Raw genomic sequence first — 15,970 nt, 5'->3', positions numbered from 1 at the left:
AATAGCCCGCTGACCGCCGCGCCCCCACCGGGGGCGTTCGTCGCCGCTATCGTTTCGAGAGGAATCCATCATGGCTTACACAACCAAATACTACACCGCCGACACCCATTTCGGCCATCAGCTGATGCTGTCCGAGACGGCCTGCGCCCGGCCTTTCGCCGACGCCCGCGAGATGGACGAGACACTGATCCGCAACTGGAACGCCGTCGTCCGTCCGGACGATCTCGTCTACCACCTCGGCGACTTCAGCTTCGGCCTACATGACGGAGACCGCGTGCGGAGCATCTTCGCGCGCCTCATGGGTCGCAAGCGCCTTGTCCTCGGCAACCATGACTACGGCAAAGCCAACAAGGTTCATCCGGTCATCGCTGGTCTCGCTTGGGACGAGCCGCCGGCCGCGCTGGTTGAGACGACGGACGAGGGCCAGCGTCTCGTGCTGTGCCACTACGCCATGCGGACGTGGCCCGGCATTCGCAAGGGCGCTTACCATCTTTACGGCCACTGCCACGGCGGGCTACCCGGCCTCGGCCGCTCCCGCGACGTCGGCGTGGACTGCCCGGACACGGGCTACAGCCCGCGAACGTTCAAGCAGCTGACGTCGCGGATGATCACGGACCAGGAACTGCTCGACGACAACGCGAGGGGGATTCAGTCGCTATGAACCTCTGGATCATCAGCGACCTGCACCTCGAATTCGAGGACAAGCATCTCGACATCCCCGATGCCGACGTCGCCGTCGTCGCCGGGGATGTGACGACGGGCTTGGCGAACAGCATCCACTGGCTAGGCCGCACGATCGCCCCGTCCATGCCCGTCGTCTGCGTCGCGGGGAATCACGAATATTACGGGCACACCGTCCTCGAAGGAACTGAGTGGGGCCGGGTCGCGGCAGAGGAATATCCCGACGTGCATTTCCTCGAGAACGAGGCCGTCGTCATCGGCGGGGTCCGGTTCATCGGCTGCACGCTGTGGACCGATTTCTTGGCTGACGGGCCGAACCGGGACTGGGCCATGGCGGTCGCCGAAGGCCAGATCAACGATTACAGGGGGGCCATCGCTTGGCGAAGGTTGCCCGAATACGAGAAGTTCACGCCGCGGGACGCGCTCCGGCTGCACGAGCGGAGCCGCGGATATCTGGAGCGGTCGCTGGCGCTGCTCGACGACCCGACCGTGGTCGTCACCCATCACGCGCCGCACCCGGGGTCGATCCATCCGCGCTTCTTGCGGTCGGGCCTGAACGCGGCGTTCGCATCGGACCTCTCGGAGGTCATTGAAGCAGGCCGGCCGCGGCTATGGGTCCACGGCCATGTCCATGACTGCTTCGATTACACGGTTGGAGAGACGCGGATCGTCTGCAATCCGAAGGGCTACTACAACGAAAATTCGGCGTTCGACCCGGGCCTAATCGTCGAGATTTGAGTGCGCTGTAAACTTTTTGCGAAAACTTTACAACCGCACCGGGGGATGGAGATTTGAAGATGGCGGCGGAGACGGAACACCAGCGGAAACACGAAGCGATCCGAGCGGAATTTCCCGATCTGGTCACCAAGCCATTCGAGTGCGACGTCGGCTGGTTCCCTATCCTGGAGGCCATCTTCGGCACCGTCAGGCAGGCGATCCCGGCAGGGCGAGAGGGCGATTTCATGTTGCTGCAGGTCAAGGAGAAGCTCGGCGGCCTGCGTGTTTACTACCGTCTCAGTAAACGGGTAACGGCCTCCGCTGAGGCGCAGATTCACGCCGCCTGCAGCGCCGCCGAAGCCAGCGCCGCTATCTCTTGCGAAGTCTGCGGCAGACCCGGCGTTCTCCGTGTCCAGGATGGTGGCTGGCTGATCACTCGGTGCGACAAACATGCCGACGGCGGCGTGCCAGTGCCGCCGGCCGATGAGGGATCGGAGTGACAGGGGCTGAGGAACTCGCCCTCTTCGCCGAGAAGGCGTTCCCCGACATCGTGCCTCCGCCCGAGGCTGTCGGAAGGCTGCTGATCGCCCGCTCGACGGCCGGCCCGCGGTTGTGGACGGGGATCAGGATCCTGCGAGCGCTCGGCATTCTAATCGACAGCGGCAGCCTTTCTTCTTGATCCCAAATGCCGGATGTTCCCCCCCATGGCGCTGCACTGGTTTTCACCCCCGGTTTACATCAAAGACACCAAGCCCGGGATGACCGCCGGCATCAATCACATCGAAGGTGCCTCCGAGCGCCTCCTGACGTTCACCAAGCGGGGGCCGAAATGGGATCTCGCGGTGAGAGCCTGCATGGCGGCGCTCGCTGACCAAGCGACCCCTCAGGAGGTCCGCAGATGCTTCCGGCTGGCTGCCAAAGAAGAAGGCATCCTGAGGGAGAATCCATGAGGCCCGTCACGAACGGAAACCGCGCATTTCCTGGGTTTGGAGCCGCCACGTCAACAAACGTTTTCGTGGCGGTTTTCGTGGCGGTGACGGACTGCATTCCGGCTAAGTGCTTGAAATCTATGGTGGGCGATGACGGGCTCGAACCGCCGACATCTTCGGTGTAAACGAAGCGCTCTACCAACTGAGCTAATCGCCCGCTCCGGGCCGGACCTTTAAGCGGTCGGGACTTGCTTCGCAAGGCCAAATGAGCGCGAGGCGCCCTGTTCGCAGGCCGGATTTGCGAACAAAATGCCGGCTGTCAAAAAACCTTCTCCTGTTTGGCGTTATGATGGTTTGGTGCGCTTGACACCCGGTAGCGAACCCCTTATCCAGCGCCCCAACGACGAACACGGCTGACACGTGCTCGTCAATGCGCGGGTGTAGCTCAGTTGGTTAGAGTGCCGGCCTGTCACGCCGGAGGTCGCGGGTTCGAGCCCCGTCACTCGCGCCATTTCTCTCAAGGGACACAAACCCTTGGCTTAGTAGAAATGTCGACGTTGTCTGTCAAAGATGCATGTATGCGGATGTGATCCAGAACCTTTCAAATCTGGGTTCGATCTGCCATGCATGGGCTTGCGGCCATGATCGTGGTGCCGGATGAGATTTGTCTCCTGTCAGCTCGGAACGTCGGCTGCCGGCTTGTTTCGGCTCCTGCGTTGACAGATATCTCCCTTGGCCTGACGTTTGCGCCAGGCAAACCGCTTGGGGCTTGCGCTTCCGCCTAAAAAAACGCTTGATTCACCTCTGAAATATCCTGGCCTGAGATAATCCGGCTACCATAACCATACAGCCTGAACGACCCGGGAGGACTTACAGTGTCTATCGCCTCAACCACCTCGATGAGCACGGTGTTCACGGCCATAAGCCTTGCTGGCCTTACAATGGTTGCTTCCACCATCTTTCCCGCCACTGCTTCGGCTGCTCGGCTTCAGCGATGCGCAAGGGAGGGCGGCATTTGCCGACTGCCATTTCCGGCTGAAGTGGTTTTTGGTGACGGGGGCCGCACTACATCGCGCTTTATCGACCGTGACGCGGTCCCCTGCTCAACTCGCGTTTTTGGCGACCCTGCGCCCGGCCACGAAAAGACGTGCTATATCGTGTTACGCGGTCGTGGCGAAGCCGATGGCGGTTACGATGAGCCTCGCCGCGAGAGATGGGTGGCCTGCGCCGACGAAGGCGAATTCTGCGATTTCTATGGCCGCAAGGTGGTCAGGTATGGCGCGCGCGGCCGGTTCACGCAGGACGTGTTCCGGGATGGCGTCGAATGCGACAATGAATCTTTCGGCGATCCCGCTCCCGATGCCGGGAAGCGTTGCTATATCAAGCAGTAGCTTCTCAACGCCCATCGAACACGAGACATCGGAGGCCGAACAGTCCGGCCTCCGGGGGTGGCCTGCGAGCCCCGTGCAATTGCCTCAGCTCTTGGCCAGCAGCGCCTCGACCTCCTGCACTGTCGGCATAGACGGTGCGGTGCCTGGACGGGTCACGGAAATGCCGGCAACGGCGCAGGCGAAGCGTACCGCCTCCAGAGGCTCCACGCCGCGCGAAAGTGCCGCGGCAAGGCCGCCATTGAACGCATCGCCAGCTCCCGTCGTCTCAACCACAGGCCCCGCGCTGATGGCGGAAACATGCTCGGAGCGATCCTTCGTGTGCAGGAGCGCCCCCTTGTCGCCGAGCGTGACGATGACTGTGCCAACGCCCTTTTCCAGCAGCTTGCCGGCGGCGGCGCGCGCTTCATCGACCGAGGAGACTTTCAGCCCGGTCAATTCCTCGGTTTCGGTCTCGTTCGGTGTTAGATAGTCGCAGAGCGTGTAGACGCGGTCGGGAAGCTTTGCCGCCGGTGCCGGATTGAGAATGGTCGTCACCCCTGCCCCGCGCGCGATCTCCAGCGCCCGCAGCGCGGCGTCGATCGGCTGTTCGAGCTGCGTGACGAAAACACCGGCACCACGGATCAGCTCGGCATTGGCTTCGATATCGTCCGGCGTGATCAGCATGGCGGCGCCGGGACTGACGATGATGGCGTTGTTGCCGCTTCCCTCCTCGACGAAGATGTAGGCGGCACCGGTATAGCTGTCCGGCGTATCGATGGCGGCGCTCTTCACGCCGGCATCCTTCCAGGTCCGCTTGGCCATGTCGGCGAAGGCATCGACCCCGAGCCGGGTCAGGAACGTGACGTCGGCCCCCAACCTGCCGGCCGCCACCGCCTGGTTCGACCCCTTGCCGCCTGGTCCCAGCTTGAAGGAGTTGCCGAGGTTCGTTTCGCCCATGCGCGGCTGGCGCTGCGCCCTGTAGGCCGTATCGGCGACGAAGACACCGAGGATGACGATCGGTTTGCCCGAGGCCATGCCGCTACTCCGCATCCGGCGGCACGACGCCCTTGCGGAAGGCAAAGCAGCCATAGAATCGGCGTTCGCCGGTCTGGATGACGCAATAAGCTTGCTTGGCGCGCTTGTAGAAGGCGTAACGCTCGACCGGCACCATCGGCCAGGACTTGCCCTCGGCGGCATCGATCTCCTTCTGCACTTCCTTTTGCACGGCTGGGATCTCGTCCGGCTTGCCGACGATCTCCATGCGGGCGGCCGAATCGTCGACGAACGTGTCCAGCGGGTAAAGCGACAGCACCGCCTTCACCACCTGCGCCGCCGAGGCATCGATGCGCAGCACCCGACCGAGCGCCGTCTGGCGCGCGACCGAATCGGACGGGAAGTTGGTGTCGGCGATGATCAGGTCGTCGCCATGTCCCATTGCCCGCAATGCCTGGAGCACGTCGGCATTGAGCAACGGATCGATCCCTTTGAGCATGATGGTCCTCGTGAAGTGCGTTTGAGATCAGAGACGCTTCCCGGTCTCGGCGTCGAACAGATGGATATGGTCGAGCCTTGGCCGAAGTTTCAGCGTATCTCCGGGCTTGAAGTCATGGCGTTCGCGAAACAGCGCCACCATCTCACCGTCGCCAAAACGCAGGAAGACCAGGGTTTCCGAGCCGGTCGGCTCGACCACGGAAATCTTCGCCGGCACGCCATCGGGATGGATCTCGAGATGCTCGGGGCGCACGCCATAGACGACGGCGCGCCCCTCCTCGACGGCGTTGTTCGGAGCGACCGGGAACAGCGTTCCGGCAATGTCGACGCCGTCCTTGCGCCCAGTACCCTTGAGCAGGTTCATCGAGGGCGAGCCGATGAAACCGGCAACGAAAAGGTTCGCCGGCCGGTCGAAAAGCTCCAGCGGCGCGCCGACCTGTTCGATGCGGCCGTCGCGCATGACGACGATCTTGTCGGCCATCGTCATGGCTTCGATCTGGTCATGCGTGACATAGATGGTGGTGGTCTTCAGCCGCTGGTGCAGTTCCTTGATCTCGGTGCGCATCTGCACGCGCAGCTTGGCGTCGAGGTTCGAAAGCGGCTCGTCGAACAGGAATACCTGTGGATTGCGCACGATGGCACGCCCCATGGCGACGCGCTGACGCTGGCCGCCGGAAAGCTGGCGCGGATAGCGCTTCAGATAGGGGCTGAGGTCGAGGATGTCGGCGGCGCGCTTGACCCGCTCGGCCACCACGGCCGGGTCGGTTTTCCGCAGCTTGAGGGCGAAGGCCATGTTCTGCTCGACCGTCTTGTGCGGATAGAGCGCATAGTTCTGGAACACCATGGCGATGTCGCGCTTTGCGGGCGGCAGGTGATTGACGACGCGATCGCCGATGGCGATCGTGCCGCCGGAGACGGTCTCGAGCCCCGCCACCATTCTGAGCAGCGTGGACTTGCCGCAACCGGACGGCCCGACAAGCACGACGAACTGGCCATCGGCAATGTCGACGCTGACTTCGTGCAGAACCTTGACGGTTCCAAACGCCTTGGCCACATTGCTGATCGCGACTTGAGCCATCGTTCCCCCATCGGCTCCAACTGGCCGTAGGCGCAGAAGCTAACCAACGCGACCGGTCAGGGCAAGTCGGTCCCTTATAGATAAAAACCCGTCCTCGTTGACACGGCGTTTGGTTGTGAGAATAGTGACGAGCGCCAATCCGAACGCCGGTACTCTATCCGAAAAAACGGAACGCGAGGCGACGCAGGTTGGGGTCCTGGTTTCGCTTCTGAACACGGCCAGCGCCCGGCACGATTGGCACTTCGATTCACGACTAACGTTCTGGGAGGAATAGTCCATGCGAGTAGGTCTTTACGACAAACTGGTCCGTGCCGGCGCTACAAGGCGCGACATATTGAAGGGCGCGGCCTCGATGGCCGCGATCGCGGCCGCATCCGGCGCCGGGCTTGGCGCCCTGACGCGCCCGGCTTCCGCCGCAAGCGAACTGCGCTCGAAAATCCTGCAGATCCCCGGGGTTGGCAAAGGCCAGCCGACCGACGCCGACTTCCAGAAGGTCGGCGAGCTTTGCCTCGAGGCGACCAAGGCCAATGTCAAGGAAGGCGAGTTCGCCGGCGTCGAGCTCACCTTCATGGGCCTCAACAACCAGAACCTGCACAATGTGCTGTTCCGTGGTTTCCTGAAGCCATGGGAGACCTATACCGGCGCCAAGATCAGCTGGATCGATCTGGCGCAGGCCGACTACAACGCCCGGCTGCAGCAGTCGATCGCCACCGGCACCGTCGATTTCGACATCATCGAGATGGGCGCGCCGTTCGAGGGCGACGTCTGCGGCAAGGGCCTGACTTCGGAGATGCCCGACTGGGTCAAGAAACAGATCGACTTCGACGATCTCGTCAACTACCTCAAGCCGCCCGTCGGCACCTGGGATGGCAAGCAGTATCGGGTCACCATCGATGGTGACGCGCACAACTTCAACTACCGCACCGACGTGTTTGCAGACGCCGACCTCGCCAAGCAGTGGAAGGATAGCGGAGCGACGAGCGAATGGGGCGTGCCGAAGACCTGGCAAGAGGTTCAGGCCGTGACCAAGTTCCTCAAGGGCAAGAAGTTCAAGGGCCAGGATGTCTATGGCTATCTCGACGCGCCCAAGCCCTGGGGCGGTTTCGGCTTCTACTTCCTCGGCAGCCGCGCCACCGCCTACGCCAAGCATCCCGACGACAAGGCCTGGCTGTTCGACGCCGACACGATGAAGCCGCGCGTCAACAATCCGGCCTGGGTACGCGCCATCCAGGACGTCATCGATGCCCTGCCGTCGGAACCCGCCGACCAGATCAATGCCGATCCGAACACCACCGCCTTCCAGCAGTTCCTGGCCGGCACCGGCTCGATGATCCCCTGGTGGGGCGACGTCGGCTCGAACGTCAAGACCAACGATAGCTCGGTTATCGGCGACGTCACCGGCTTCTCGATCCTGCCGGGCTCCGACGACGTCTACAACTCCAAGACCGGCAAGTGGGAGAAGCTCGCCAGCGGCCCGAACTATTCGCCCAACTGCGCCTATCTCGGCTGGGGCGTCTATGTCATGGCCCGCGTCGATAGCGACGAGAAGAAGAAGAAGGCGGCATGGTCGGCGGCCGCCCATCTCGGCGGCAAGGACCTGTCGATCTGGACGGCGATGTATCCGTCGGGCTTCCAGCCCTATCGCAACTCCCATTTCGACATTCCCGAATGGGTGGCGGCCGGCTACGACGAGGCTTTCATCACCTCGTACCTGAAGTCGGAAGGCGACAGCTACAACCATCCCAACGCGGCAATCGAGCCGCGCATCCCCGGCATCTTCCAGTACTACAGCGCCGCCGAGGATATCCTGGCCAACACCTTCGCCGGCAAGATGAAGGCGCAGGAAGGCGCCGACGCCATCGCAGCCGCCTGGGAGAAGCTCACCGACCAGATCGGCCGTGACAAGCAGGTCAAGCTCTACAAGGCCTCGCTCGGCATGTAAGCTGCCCTTTGAACCGTGGTCCGGCGGCAACGCCGGACCACAGCCTTCCCTTCCAAACGGGCGAGATTTGTGGCTGACCAGACTTCGACCGCGACCCGGTGGCCGGCAGACGCCGCCCCCCATGATCTGATCCCGCCAGGCCGCCGGCGTTTGGGCTGGGCGCTGATGGCGATTGCCACGCTCGGCCTGCTGGCAACGATCGTGCTGCAGATCCTCTACAAGACCGAGGTCGATACGATCGGCTTCGAGACATGGCGGCCCGTGGTCTACGCCTATGTGCTGTGGGGCGTGGCGATCGGCATCGGCCAGGTTCTGACACGCGGCGAGGACGGCCAGCGCGCGCTGTTCCTGCTGCCCGCTCTTTTGTTCACCATCGCCATGGTGATCTTCCCGACGCTGTTCGGCTTCTACATCGCGCTCACCGACTGGAATCTCAGCTCCTTTAGCGGTCGCAGGTTCAACGGGCTCGACAATTTCTGGCAGATGCTCGCCGATCCCTACTACCGCAACGCCTTGTTCAACATGGTCCTCTACGTGCTGGCGGTGCTGGTCGAATATGTCGTGGCCTTTGGCCTGGCGCTGCTGCTCAACGCGCAGATCCGTGCCCGAAAATTCTTCCGGGTGGTGTTCCTGATGCCGCTGATGCTGTCGCCCGTCGCGGTGTCGTGGATGATCGGCAAGTCGCTGATGGAATATCGCTTTGGACCGGCAGCGACGCTGGCGCGCCATCTCGGCTGGGAAGACCCGGCCTTCTTCTCGAACCCGATCACCGCGCGCATCTCGATCATGCTGCTGGACGCCTGGACCTTCATTCCATTCATGATGATCATGCTGCTGGCGGGGCTGCAGGCGATGTCGCGCGAGGTGCTGGAGGCGGCACGTGTCGATGGCGCCACGGCCTGGCAGACCTTCTGGCAGGTCACTTTCCCACTGATGCTGCCGGTGTCGGTAACGGCGGTGATCCTGCGCATCATCTTCAAGCTGAAGCTTGCCGACATCATCATCACGGTCACCTCGGGCGGTCCGGGCGGCGCCACCGATTCGGTGTCGAGCTTCATCTACCGCGAGTACCGCGACCGCTCGAATGTCGGCTACGGCACCATGCTGGCGATGGCCTATCTCGTCATCATCGTAGTGTTCGTGACCTGGCTGTTGAAATTCGCCAGCCGTTTCGTGCGCAATGTGAATTAGGGCAAGATGAGCGTTCAGACCACCGACTACGTCGCATCCGAAATCCGCTCGCCGGCGAGCTTCGTCGCCAGCCGCGTCTTCATTTACGGCGCGCTCGCCTGCTGGGGCTTCATCTGCCTGTTTCCGATTTATTGGACCATCACCACATCGTTCAAGACGGCGGTGGATGTCACCCAGGGCCACCTGATCCCGTTTGTCGACTTCCAGCCGGATTGGAAAGGCTGGCGATCGCTTGGCCTGTCGCCGGACTCGATCTTCCAGACATCGACCGTGCGTGACGAGTTCCTCAAGCGCTTCATGAATTCGGTCATCACCTCGGTTGGGGCGTCGAGCCTGGCGATCATTATCGGCAGCCTCGCCGCCTATGGCCTGACCCGCTATCGCTACCATTTCGCCTGGTTCAAGAACGAGGACATCTCCTTCTTCTTCCTGTCGCAGTTGATCCTGCCGCCGGTGGTGCTGGCCTTGCCGTTCCTGGTGCTCTACCGCGAAGTCGGGCTGCTCGATACGCGTATCGGGCTGATTCTGCTCTACACGCTGATGGTGCTGCCGATCGTCATCTGGATCATGCGTGACCAGTTCAATTCCATCCCCGTCGAGCTGGAGGAAGCAGCCCTCGTCGACGGCCTGTCGATCTGGGGCGCCTTTTTCCGCATCGTCATGCCGATCGCGCTGCCAGGCATGGTGGCAGCCTTCATCCTGGCGATGGTGCTGTGCTGGAACGAGTATTTCTTCGCCGCCCTTTTGACCTCGACGGACGCCAAGACAATCCCGGTCATGGTTGCCAGCCAGACGGGCTCGCAAGGCATCAACTGGTGGTCGATGGCGGCCCTTGCCACCGCCGCCATCGCGCCGCTTGCCGTCATCGGCATCGCGCTGGAGCGCTACCTGATCATGGGCATGACGGCTGGTGCGGTGAAGTAGCGTTTTTCCTTCTCCCACAGGGGGACAAGCAAGAACCCGCGTTAGCGCCTCAGGATCGCCCTGAGGTGATCCATGATCATGGCGACACCCTTTTGCCCCAACTCCACTGACGCCTCCTTGGCACTCGCCGTATACCAGCTCTTGTTGTCCTCGAAGTGCGCCGCATCCACCGCCTCCGGACATAGCGCCAGCATCAGCGATGTCTCGCCGATGCCGGCATGGTCGAAAGGATATTTGCCGTTCATCGCGGCCGGCATCAGCGGATGCACCTGCACCCAGTTGAAGAAATTCTCGCCCGCGGCATGTCCGGCATAGTAGTCGGCCATGGTGTCGGAGCCCCACCAGCCCTCGCCGCGCTGCTTCTCGAGGAAGCGGAAGATCGCCTGTCTGCCGGCGGTCTTGAAAGCGAGATCGGTCGGCATGCCGGCGACGAAATTCTCGGTCTGGTGATGAATGATGGCGTGGATGTTGCGAAAGCCGATACGCAGCAGGCTGTAGAACAGCTCCTCGCCGAACGGCGCCAGTTGATTGCCGCCGACCTGAACCGAGCCGCTGCCTTCCGGCGGCGCCACGGCATAGCTCGCCGCGCCATAGTAGAAGGGCGGCAGGATGACGATGTCGCTCTCCTTTTCGAACAGCTCCAGCGTCTTGATGACGGCCAGTGTGTCCATGCCAACAGCCATGTGCTCGCCATGATATTCCAACACGCCGAGCGGCAGTGCGACCGGCCAATTCTGCGCGATCGCCTTGCGGATCTGGTGCGGCAGCATCAGTTCATAGCGCATGATCTATTCCATGTTGGTGTGGCGGGCGCGCATGGCTTCAGGCGAGGCCGCGGTCAATTCCCTGAGTTTCAGCACCATGATCTCGAACAGCAGGAACAACGCACCCTCGAAAACCGAGCCCATCGGCAGCACCGACGTCTTTTGCAATCCCTGGTCGTTGGCCATGGTCCGCGCCGGCACCAGCAACGTCAGATCGGCCAGGCTTGCGGCGCTGCCGCCCCCCTGGGCGGTCACGAGTAGGACGGTCGCGCCTGCCTCACGCGCGATGCGCATCAAAGTGAGTACGGTCGGGGTTTCGCCAGGCCCGGAACTGACAAGCAAGACATCGCCCTGCCCTACCGGCGGCGTGGTCATGTCGCCGACGACCGAAACCGGCAGACCCAGATGATAGAGCCGCATGGCGAAGCCCTTCACCTGCAAGGCCTCACGGCCGCAGCCATAGGCGACAATCTGTCTGGCGCCCGCCAGCATCCCGCAGGCGGCGTCGATCCGGTCGCCATCGACGCGCGCCAACACAGCGCCAAGCTCGTCGAGCGCGGTCTTGAACATCTGCGAGCCGGAGTTGTTCACGGCGGCGCCACCGCCGTGCCGGCAATCGAAGATGATTGGCAATTCCCGATCACGCTTTTCCCCGGAACAGCTTGATTTCGTTCATGCTAGCAACCGCGAAAATGCGTGTCCAACGCTCAGCGGCGCTTTTGCCGAGCCACGAGCATGATAGTGTCATGTCAGACAAATCAGCAAGGCAAACGGGCAGGATATGAAGACACGGAATTTCGACCGCATCGGCAATGGCGGCATCACCTTCACGGAGTTGGGCTTCGGCACGGCGCCGCTCGGCAATCTTTACCGCGCGGTCTCCGACGAGGACGCCAATGCGACGCTGGAGGCCGCCTGGGCGACCGGCTGCCGCTACTATGACACCGCGCCCCTCTATGGGCTCGGCCTGTCGGAAACGCGCCTTAACCCGTTCCTGCGCTCCAGGAAGCGCGACGACTATGTGCTGTCGAGCAAGGTCGGCCGCATCATGCGCGCCTGCCCGCCCGAGGAGCGCACCGGCATCGGCAAGTTCTTCGACACGCCGTCGCGCAAGGAGGTCTACGATTACAGCTATGACGGTGTCATGCGCTCGTTCGAGGCCTCGCTGGAGCGGCTGGGCGTCGACCGCATCGACATCCTGTTCGTGCACGATGTCGACATCTTCACCCATGGCAGCAAGGAGGCATCCGACCAGCGCATCGATGAGTTCATGCGCTCGGGCTATTATGGCCTGCTCGCCTTGCGCGACCAGGGCGTCATCAAGGCATTCGGCGGCGGCATCAACGAGTGGCAGGTTGCGCAGGCCCTGGCCGGGCGCGGCGATTTCGACCTGTTCCTGCTTGCCGGGCGCTATACGCTGCTGGAACAGGAGGCGCTGACGTCTTTCCTGCCGCTTTGCCAAAAACGCGGCATCGGCATCGTTCTCGGCGGCCCCTACAATTCCGGCATCCTGGCGACCGGACCGAAGCCCGGCGCCTATTACAACTATTCCGAAGCGCCGCAGGATGTCATCGACCAGGTGACGCGCATCGAGGCCGTCTGCAAACGCCACGGTATCAGGCTGATCGAAGCCGCCCTGCAGTTCCCGCTGTTGCACTCTTCGGTGGTTTCAGTCATCCCTGGCGGTCAGCGCCCGGGCGAAGTCGAGAGCAATCGGTCGCTGCTGGATGCGAAAGTCCCCGCAGCGCTCTGGGCCGATCTCAAGCAAGAGGGCCTGATGCGCGCCGACGCCCCGACAGTTTGAGGAGCTTCCGATCGGGAGATACGTGTCCAAAAATGAAAAGCCGGGCAAGCCCGGCTTTTCTGGTTTTTTGAAATAAAACGCGCTTAGTTGACGGCGTCCTTGAGGCCTTTGCCGGCCGAGAACTTCGGCACGGTGCGCGCCGGGATCTTCACTTCGGCGCCGGTCTGGGGGTTGCGGCCGGTGGACGCAGCGCGCTTTGACACGGTGAAATTGCCAAAGCCGACAAGCCGTACATCGCCGCCCTTCTTCAGTTCGCCGGAGATGACAGAAAACACTGCATCGACCGCCGACTGCGCGTCACCCTTCGAAATGCTCGCGGCGTCGGCGACAGCGGACACCAGTTCGTTCTTGTTCATAAAAATTCCCTTCCATGAGAACACCGGAACTTACGACTCATCCGGCAGGAAACGGACTTTAGAAAGAAGCGTTCCCGCAACCAAGTCGAAAAGGCAGGAAAAAAGCGGAAAAAGCCCGGAATTCCGGGGTTTTTCACATGAAAAAGCCGGGCGCGAGGCCCGGCTTTCTGTTTGTGCGCTGCAACCTTAGAAAAAACTAATGCGCAAGCGACTTTCCGGCATCGTCGGCACTATCGGTCGCGGCCGGCGGATTGACCGGTTCGACCCATTCGATCGGCTCCGGCATCCGCACCAGCGCGTGGCGCAACACCTCACCGACGCGTGAGACCGGAATGATTTCCATGCCGTTCTTCACGTTGTCCGGAATCTCCGCCAGGTCCTTGGCGTTGTCTTCCGGGATCAGCACCTTCTTGATGCCGCCGCGCAGTGCGGCGAGCAACTTCTCCTTCAGGCCGCCGATCGGCAAGATGCGGCCGCGAAGCGTTATCTCGCCAGTCATCGCCACATCGGCCCGCACCGGAATACCCGTCAGCACCGACACAATGGCCGTGGCCATGGCCGCGCCCGCGGACGGACCGTCTTTCGGCGTGGCGCCTTCCGGCAAGTGCACGTGGATGTCGCGCTTGTCGAACAGCGGCGGCTCGATACCGAAATCGATGGCGCGCGAACGGACATAGGAGGCCGCCGCCGAAATCGATTCCTTCATCACGTCGCGCAGATTGCCGGTCACCGTCATGCGGCCCTTGCCGGGCATCATGACACCTTCGACCGTCAGCAGCTCGCCGCCGACTTCCGTCCAGGCAAGCCCGGTGACGACACCGACCTGATCGTCAGCCTCGACCTGGCCGAAGCGGTAGCGCTGAACACCGAGATAGTCGGCGAGATTCGCCGCCGTGATGCTCACCGTCTTCTTCTTCGTCTTCAGGATCTCGGTCACCGCCTTGCGCCCGAGCTTCATCAGCTCGCGCTCCAGGCTTCTGACGCCCGCTTCGCGGGTGTAGGTCTGGATGATGGCGCGGATCGCGTCCTCACCGACGGAGAACTCCTTCGGCTGCAGCGCATGATCGCGGATCACCTTCGGCATCAGGTGCCGCTTGGCGATCTCGATCTTCTCGTCCTCGGTGTAGCCGGCGATACGGATGATCTCCATGCGGTCCATCAAGGGCGCAGGGATGTTCAGCGTGTTCGCCGTCGTCACGAACATCACGCTCGACAAGTCGTATTCGACCTCGAGGTAATGGTCCATGAACGTCGAGTTCTGTTCGGGGTCGAGCACCTCGAGTAGCGCCGATGACGGGTCGCCACGGAAGTCCTGGCCCATCTTGTCGATCTCGTCGAGCAGGAAGAGCGGGTTGGACTTCTTTGCCTTCTTCATCGACTGGATGACCTTGCCGGGCATCGAGCCGATATAGGTGCGCCGGTGGCCACGGATCTCGGCCTCGTCACGCACGCCGCCGAGCGCCATGCGGATGAATTCGCGGCCGGTTGCCTTGGCTATCGACTTGCCGAGCGAGGTCTTGCCGACGCCGGGAGGGCCGACGAGGCACAGGATCGGCCCCTTCAGCTTCTTCTGGCGGCTTTGCACGGCAAGGTACTCGACGATGCGGTCCTTGACCTTGTCGAGGCCGAAGTGATCGGTGTCGAGGACGTTCTGCGCGTAGGCCAGGTCCTGCTTGACCTTGGAGTTCTTGCCCCACGGTATCGACAGCAGCCAATCGAGATAGTTGCGCACGACGGTCGATTCAGCCGACATCGGCGACATCGTCCTCAGCTTCTTCAACTCGGCTTCCGCCTTTTCGCGGGCCTCCTTGGAGAGCTTGGTCTTCTTGATGCGCGCCTCGATCTCGGCGGCTTCGTCGCGGCCGTCCTCGCCCTCGCCGAGCTCCTTCTGGATCGCCTTCATCTGCTCGTTGAGGTAGTATTCGCGCTGCGTCTTCTCCATCTGGCGCTTGACGCGCGAGCGGATGCGCTTCTCCACCTGCAGGACGGAGATTTCGGCTTCCATGAAGCCCATTGCCTTTTCCAGCCGCTCCTTGACGGAAAGCGTGGCCAGCATTTCCTGCTTTTCAGGAATCTTGATGGCGAGATGCGAGGCAACCGTGTCGGCGAGCTTGGAATAGTCGTCGATCTGGCTGGCGGCGCCCACCACTTCGGGCGAGATCTTCTTGTTCAGCTTGACGTAGTTCTCGAAGTCGGTGACGACCGAGCGGGCCAGGGCCTCGACCTCGACCTCTTCCTCTTCCGGCTCGACCAGCGCCGTGGCTTTGGCCTCGTGGAAGTCGGGACGGTCGGTGAAGGAGACGATTTTCGCACGCGAGGCGCCCTCGACCAGAACCTTGACGGTGCCGTCGGGCAGCTTCAGCAATTGCAGCACGTTGGCGAGCGTGCCGATGTCGAAGATCGCATCGGGCTCGGGATCGTCATCGGCGGCATTCATCTGGGTGGCGAGCAGGATCTGCTTTTCCTGACCCATCACCTCTTCCAGCGCCTTGATCGACTTTTCACGCCCGACGAAGAGCGGAACGATCATGTGCGGGAACACCACGATGTCGCGCAGTGGGAGGACTGCGAAGACGCCGTCGCTGGGAGCCTTGGATATTTTGGCCATTGTCCAACCTTTCATGTCGCGGCCACCATCAGGCCAACCGCGAATCTTATATTAACGACCGGGGATCGTTCCGCCTACCACCGTTTGTGACGGGAGTTTTACAGCACAGAAATCG

The 15,970-nt window shown here is 62.3% G+C and carries 17 protein-coding genes and 2 tRNA genes; 10 read left to right on the top strand and 9 right to left on the bottom strand.

The features are described from left to right. Nucleotides 1-70 precede the first annotated feature (70 nt). From EN850_RS02865 to EN850_RS02845, 5 genes are read left to right on the top strand one after another with little or no spacing between them, the layout of a single operon-like run. Nucleotides 71-661: a metallophosphoesterase gene (locus EN850_RS02865; protein WP_136090567.1), complete on the top strand. Its 591-nt coding sequence runs from the start codon at nt 71-73 to the stop codon at nt 659-661. Further along, nucleotides 658-1,419 (top strand): metallophosphoesterase, encoded by a 762-nt coding sequence (locus EN850_RS02860; protein ID WP_136090566.1) that lies wholly within the window; start codon nt 658-660, stop codon nt 1,417-1,419. Before EN850_RS02865 ends, EN850_RS02860 begins: the two co-directional genes overlap by 4 nt. Nucleotides 1,420-1,478: 59 nt before the next feature. After that, nucleotides 1,479-1,898 (top strand): hypothetical protein, encoded by a 420-nt coding sequence (locus EN850_RS02855; RefSeq protein WP_136090565.1) that lies wholly within the window; start codon nt 1,479-1,481, stop codon nt 1,896-1,898. Next, nucleotides 1,895-2,077 carry a hypothetical protein gene (locus EN850_RS02850; protein WP_136090564.1) on the top strand — a complete coding sequence of 61 codons (183 nt, stop codon included), beginning with the start codon at nt 1,895-1,897 and terminating at the stop codon, nt 2,075-2,077. The genes EN850_RS02855 and EN850_RS02850 overlap by 4 nt, the downstream gene beginning before the upstream one ends. A gap of 25 nt (nt 2,078-2,102) precedes the next feature. Next, nucleotides 2,103-2,348, top strand: a complete 246-nt coding sequence (locus EN850_RS02845; RefSeq protein WP_136090563.1) for a DUF982 domain-containing protein — start codon at nt 2,103-2,105, stop codon at nt 2,346-2,348. A 120-nt stretch (nt 2,349-2,468) separates the two neighbouring features. Here the strand turns inward: EN850_RS02845 and EN850_RS02840 are convergent. Beyond that, nucleotides 2,469-2,544 (bottom strand) — tRNA-Val (locus EN850_RS02840). A 217-nt stretch (nt 2,545-2,761) separates the two neighbouring features. On the opposite strand from EN850_RS02840, the gene EN850_RS02835 reads away from it, so the two are divergent. Next, nucleotides 2,762-2,838, top strand: a tRNA-Asp gene (locus EN850_RS02835). A gap of 649 nt (nt 2,839-3,487) precedes the next feature. Here the strand turns inward: EN850_RS02835 and EN850_RS37830 are convergent. The 4 genes from EN850_RS37830 to ugpC form a co-directional block, all read right to left on the bottom strand. Beyond that, the gene (locus EN850_RS37830) at nt 3,488-3,733 is read right to left on the bottom strand and encodes a hypothetical protein (protein ID WP_189590948.1); all 246 of its coding nucleotides are present in this window, start codon (nt 3,731-3,733) and stop codon (nt 3,488-3,490) included. Nucleotides 3,734-3,802: 69 nt separating this feature from the next. Beyond that, nucleotides 3,803-4,732: a ribokinase gene (rbsK, locus tag EN850_RS02825; protein WP_136090562.1), complete on the bottom strand. Its 930-nt coding sequence runs from the start codon at nt 4,730-4,732 to the stop codon at nt 3,803-3,805. 4 nt (nt 4,733-4,736) lie between these two features. Then, on the bottom strand, nt 4,737-5,189 hold the full coding sequence (locus EN850_RS02820; protein ID WP_136090561.1) for an RbsD/FucU family protein: 453 nt from the start codon (nt 5,187-5,189) through the stop codon (nt 4,737-4,739). A 27-nt stretch (nt 5,190-5,216) separates the two neighbouring features. Further along, nucleotides 5,217-6,266, bottom strand: coding sequence for a sn-glycerol-3-phosphate ABC transporter ATP-binding protein UgpC (gene ugpC / locus EN850_RS02815; protein ID WP_136090560.1), 1,050 nt, complete (start codon nt 6,264-6,266; stop codon nt 5,217-5,219). A 277-nt stretch (nt 6,267-6,543) separates the two neighbouring features. On the opposite strand from ugpC, the gene EN850_RS02810 reads away from it, so the two are divergent. From EN850_RS02810 to EN850_RS02800, 3 genes are all read left to right on the top strand, one after another. After that, a complete protein-coding gene (locus EN850_RS02810; RefSeq protein ID WP_127869587.1) occupies nt 6,544-8,208 on the top strand; it encodes a sugar ABC transporter substrate-binding protein in 1,665 nt (554 codons plus the stop codon). Nucleotides 8,209-8,277: 69 nt separating this feature from the next. Beyond that, nucleotides 8,278-9,399, top strand: coding sequence for a sugar ABC transporter permease (locus tag EN850_RS02805; protein ID WP_127869588.1), 1,122 nt, complete (start codon nt 8,278-8,280; stop codon nt 9,397-9,399). 6 nt (nt 9,400-9,405) lie between these two features. Next, a complete protein-coding gene (locus tag EN850_RS02800; RefSeq protein ID WP_027143632.1) occupies nt 9,406-10,323 on the top strand; it encodes a carbohydrate ABC transporter permease in 918 nt (305 codons plus the stop codon). 41 nt (nt 10,324-10,364) lie between these two features. Here the strand turns inward: EN850_RS02800 and EN850_RS02795 are convergent, their stop codons facing one another. Both EN850_RS02795 and EN850_RS02790 read right to left on the bottom strand, forming a co-directional pair. Next, nucleotides 10,365-11,108 carry a creatininase family protein gene (locus EN850_RS02795; RefSeq protein ID WP_136090559.1) on the bottom strand — a complete coding sequence of 248 codons (744 nt, stop codon included), beginning with the start codon at nt 11,106-11,108 and terminating at the stop codon, nt 10,365-10,367. Nucleotides 11,109-11,111: 3 nt separating this feature from the next. Next, on the bottom strand, nt 11,112-11,678 hold the full coding sequence (locus tag EN850_RS02790; RefSeq protein ID WP_246689134.1) for an SIS domain-containing protein: 567 nt from the start codon (nt 11,676-11,678) through the stop codon (nt 11,112-11,114). A gap of 190 nt (nt 11,679-11,868) precedes the next feature. On the opposite strand from EN850_RS02790, the gene EN850_RS02785 reads away from it, so the two are divergent. Continuing rightward, nucleotides 11,869-12,891 carry an aldo/keto reductase gene (locus tag EN850_RS02785; protein ID WP_136090558.1) on the top strand — a complete coding sequence of 341 codons (1,023 nt, stop codon included), beginning with the start codon at nt 11,869-11,871 and terminating at the stop codon, nt 12,889-12,891. 83 nt (nt 12,892-12,974) lie between these two features. On the opposite strand, the gene EN850_RS02780 is transcribed toward EN850_RS02785, so the two are convergent. Both EN850_RS02780 and lon read right to left on the bottom strand, forming a co-directional pair. Continuing rightward, complete coding sequence (locus tag EN850_RS02780) at nt 12,975-13,247, bottom strand: HU family DNA-binding protein (RefSeq protein WP_015318196.1); 273 nt, start codon at nt 13,245-13,247, stop codon at nt 12,975-12,977. A gap of 196 nt (nt 13,248-13,443) precedes the next feature. Then, the gene (gene lon, locus EN850_RS02775; RefSeq protein ID WP_127869591.1) at nt 13,444-15,855 is read right to left on the bottom strand and encodes an endopeptidase La; all 2,412 of its coding nucleotides are present in this window, start codon (nt 15,853-15,855) and stop codon (nt 13,444-13,446) included. Between the last annotated feature and the right edge of the window lie 115 nt (nt 15,856-15,970).

The organism is Mesorhizobium sp. M8A.F.Ca.ET.207.01.1.1 (genome assembly GCF_004794715.1).
Lineage (GTDB): Bacteria > Pseudomonadota > Alphaproteobacteria > Rhizobiales > Rhizobiaceae > Mesorhizobium.
Note: the sequence above shows the minus strand (reverse complement) of the source record. Positions and strands in the feature narration are given on the sequence as shown.

Coding starts and splice junctions, on each gene's coding strand:
- EN850_RS02785 (WP_136090558.1), top strand. CDS start 11,869: ATGAAGACACGGAATTTCGACCGCATCGGCAATGGCGGCATCACCTTC.
- EN850_RS02800 (WP_027143632.1), top strand. CDS start 9,406: ATGAGCGTTCAGACCACCGACTACGTCGCATCCGAAATCCGCTCGCCG.
- EN850_RS02820 (WP_136090561.1), bottom strand. CDS start 5,189: ATGCTCAAAGGGATCGATCCGTTGCTCAATGCCGACGTGCTCCAGGCA.
- rbsK (WP_136090562.1), bottom strand. CDS start 4,732: ATGGCCTCGGGCAAACCGATCGTCATCCTCGGTGTCTTCGTCGCCGAT.
- ugpC (WP_136090560.1), bottom strand. CDS start 6,266: ATGGCTCAAGTCGCGATCAGCAATGTGGCCAAGGCGTTTGGAACCGTC.
- lon (WP_127869591.1), bottom strand. CDS start 15,855: ATGGCCAAAATATCCAAGGCTCCCAGCGACGGCGTCTTCGCAGTCCTC.
- EN850_RS02865 (WP_136090567.1), top strand. CDS start 71: ATGGCTTACACAACCAAATACTACACCGCCGACACCCATTTCGGCCAT.
- EN850_RS02795 (WP_136090559.1), bottom strand. CDS start 11,108: ATGCGCTATGAACTGATGCTGCCGCACCAGATCCGCAAGGCGATCGCG.
- EN850_RS37830 (WP_189590948.1), bottom strand. CDS start 3,733: ATGGGCGTTGAGAAGCTACTGCTTGATATAGCAACGCTTCCCGGCATC.
- EN850_RS02810 (WP_127869587.1), top strand. CDS start 6,544: ATGCGAGTAGGTCTTTACGACAAACTGGTCCGTGCCGGCGCTACAAGG.
- EN850_RS02860 (WP_136090566.1), top strand. CDS start 658: ATGAACCTCTGGATCATCAGCGACCTGCACCTCGAATTCGAGGACAAG.
- EN850_RS02845 (WP_136090563.1), top strand. CDS start 2,103: ATGGCGCTGCACTGGTTTTCACCCCCGGTTTACATCAAAGACACCAAG.
- EN850_RS02855 (WP_136090565.1), top strand. CDS start 1,479: ATGGCGGCGGAGACGGAACACCAGCGGAAACACGAAGCGATCCGAGCG.
- EN850_RS02780 (WP_015318196.1), bottom strand. CDS start 13,247: ATGAACAAGAACGAACTGGTGTCCGCTGTCGCCGACGCCGCGAGCATT.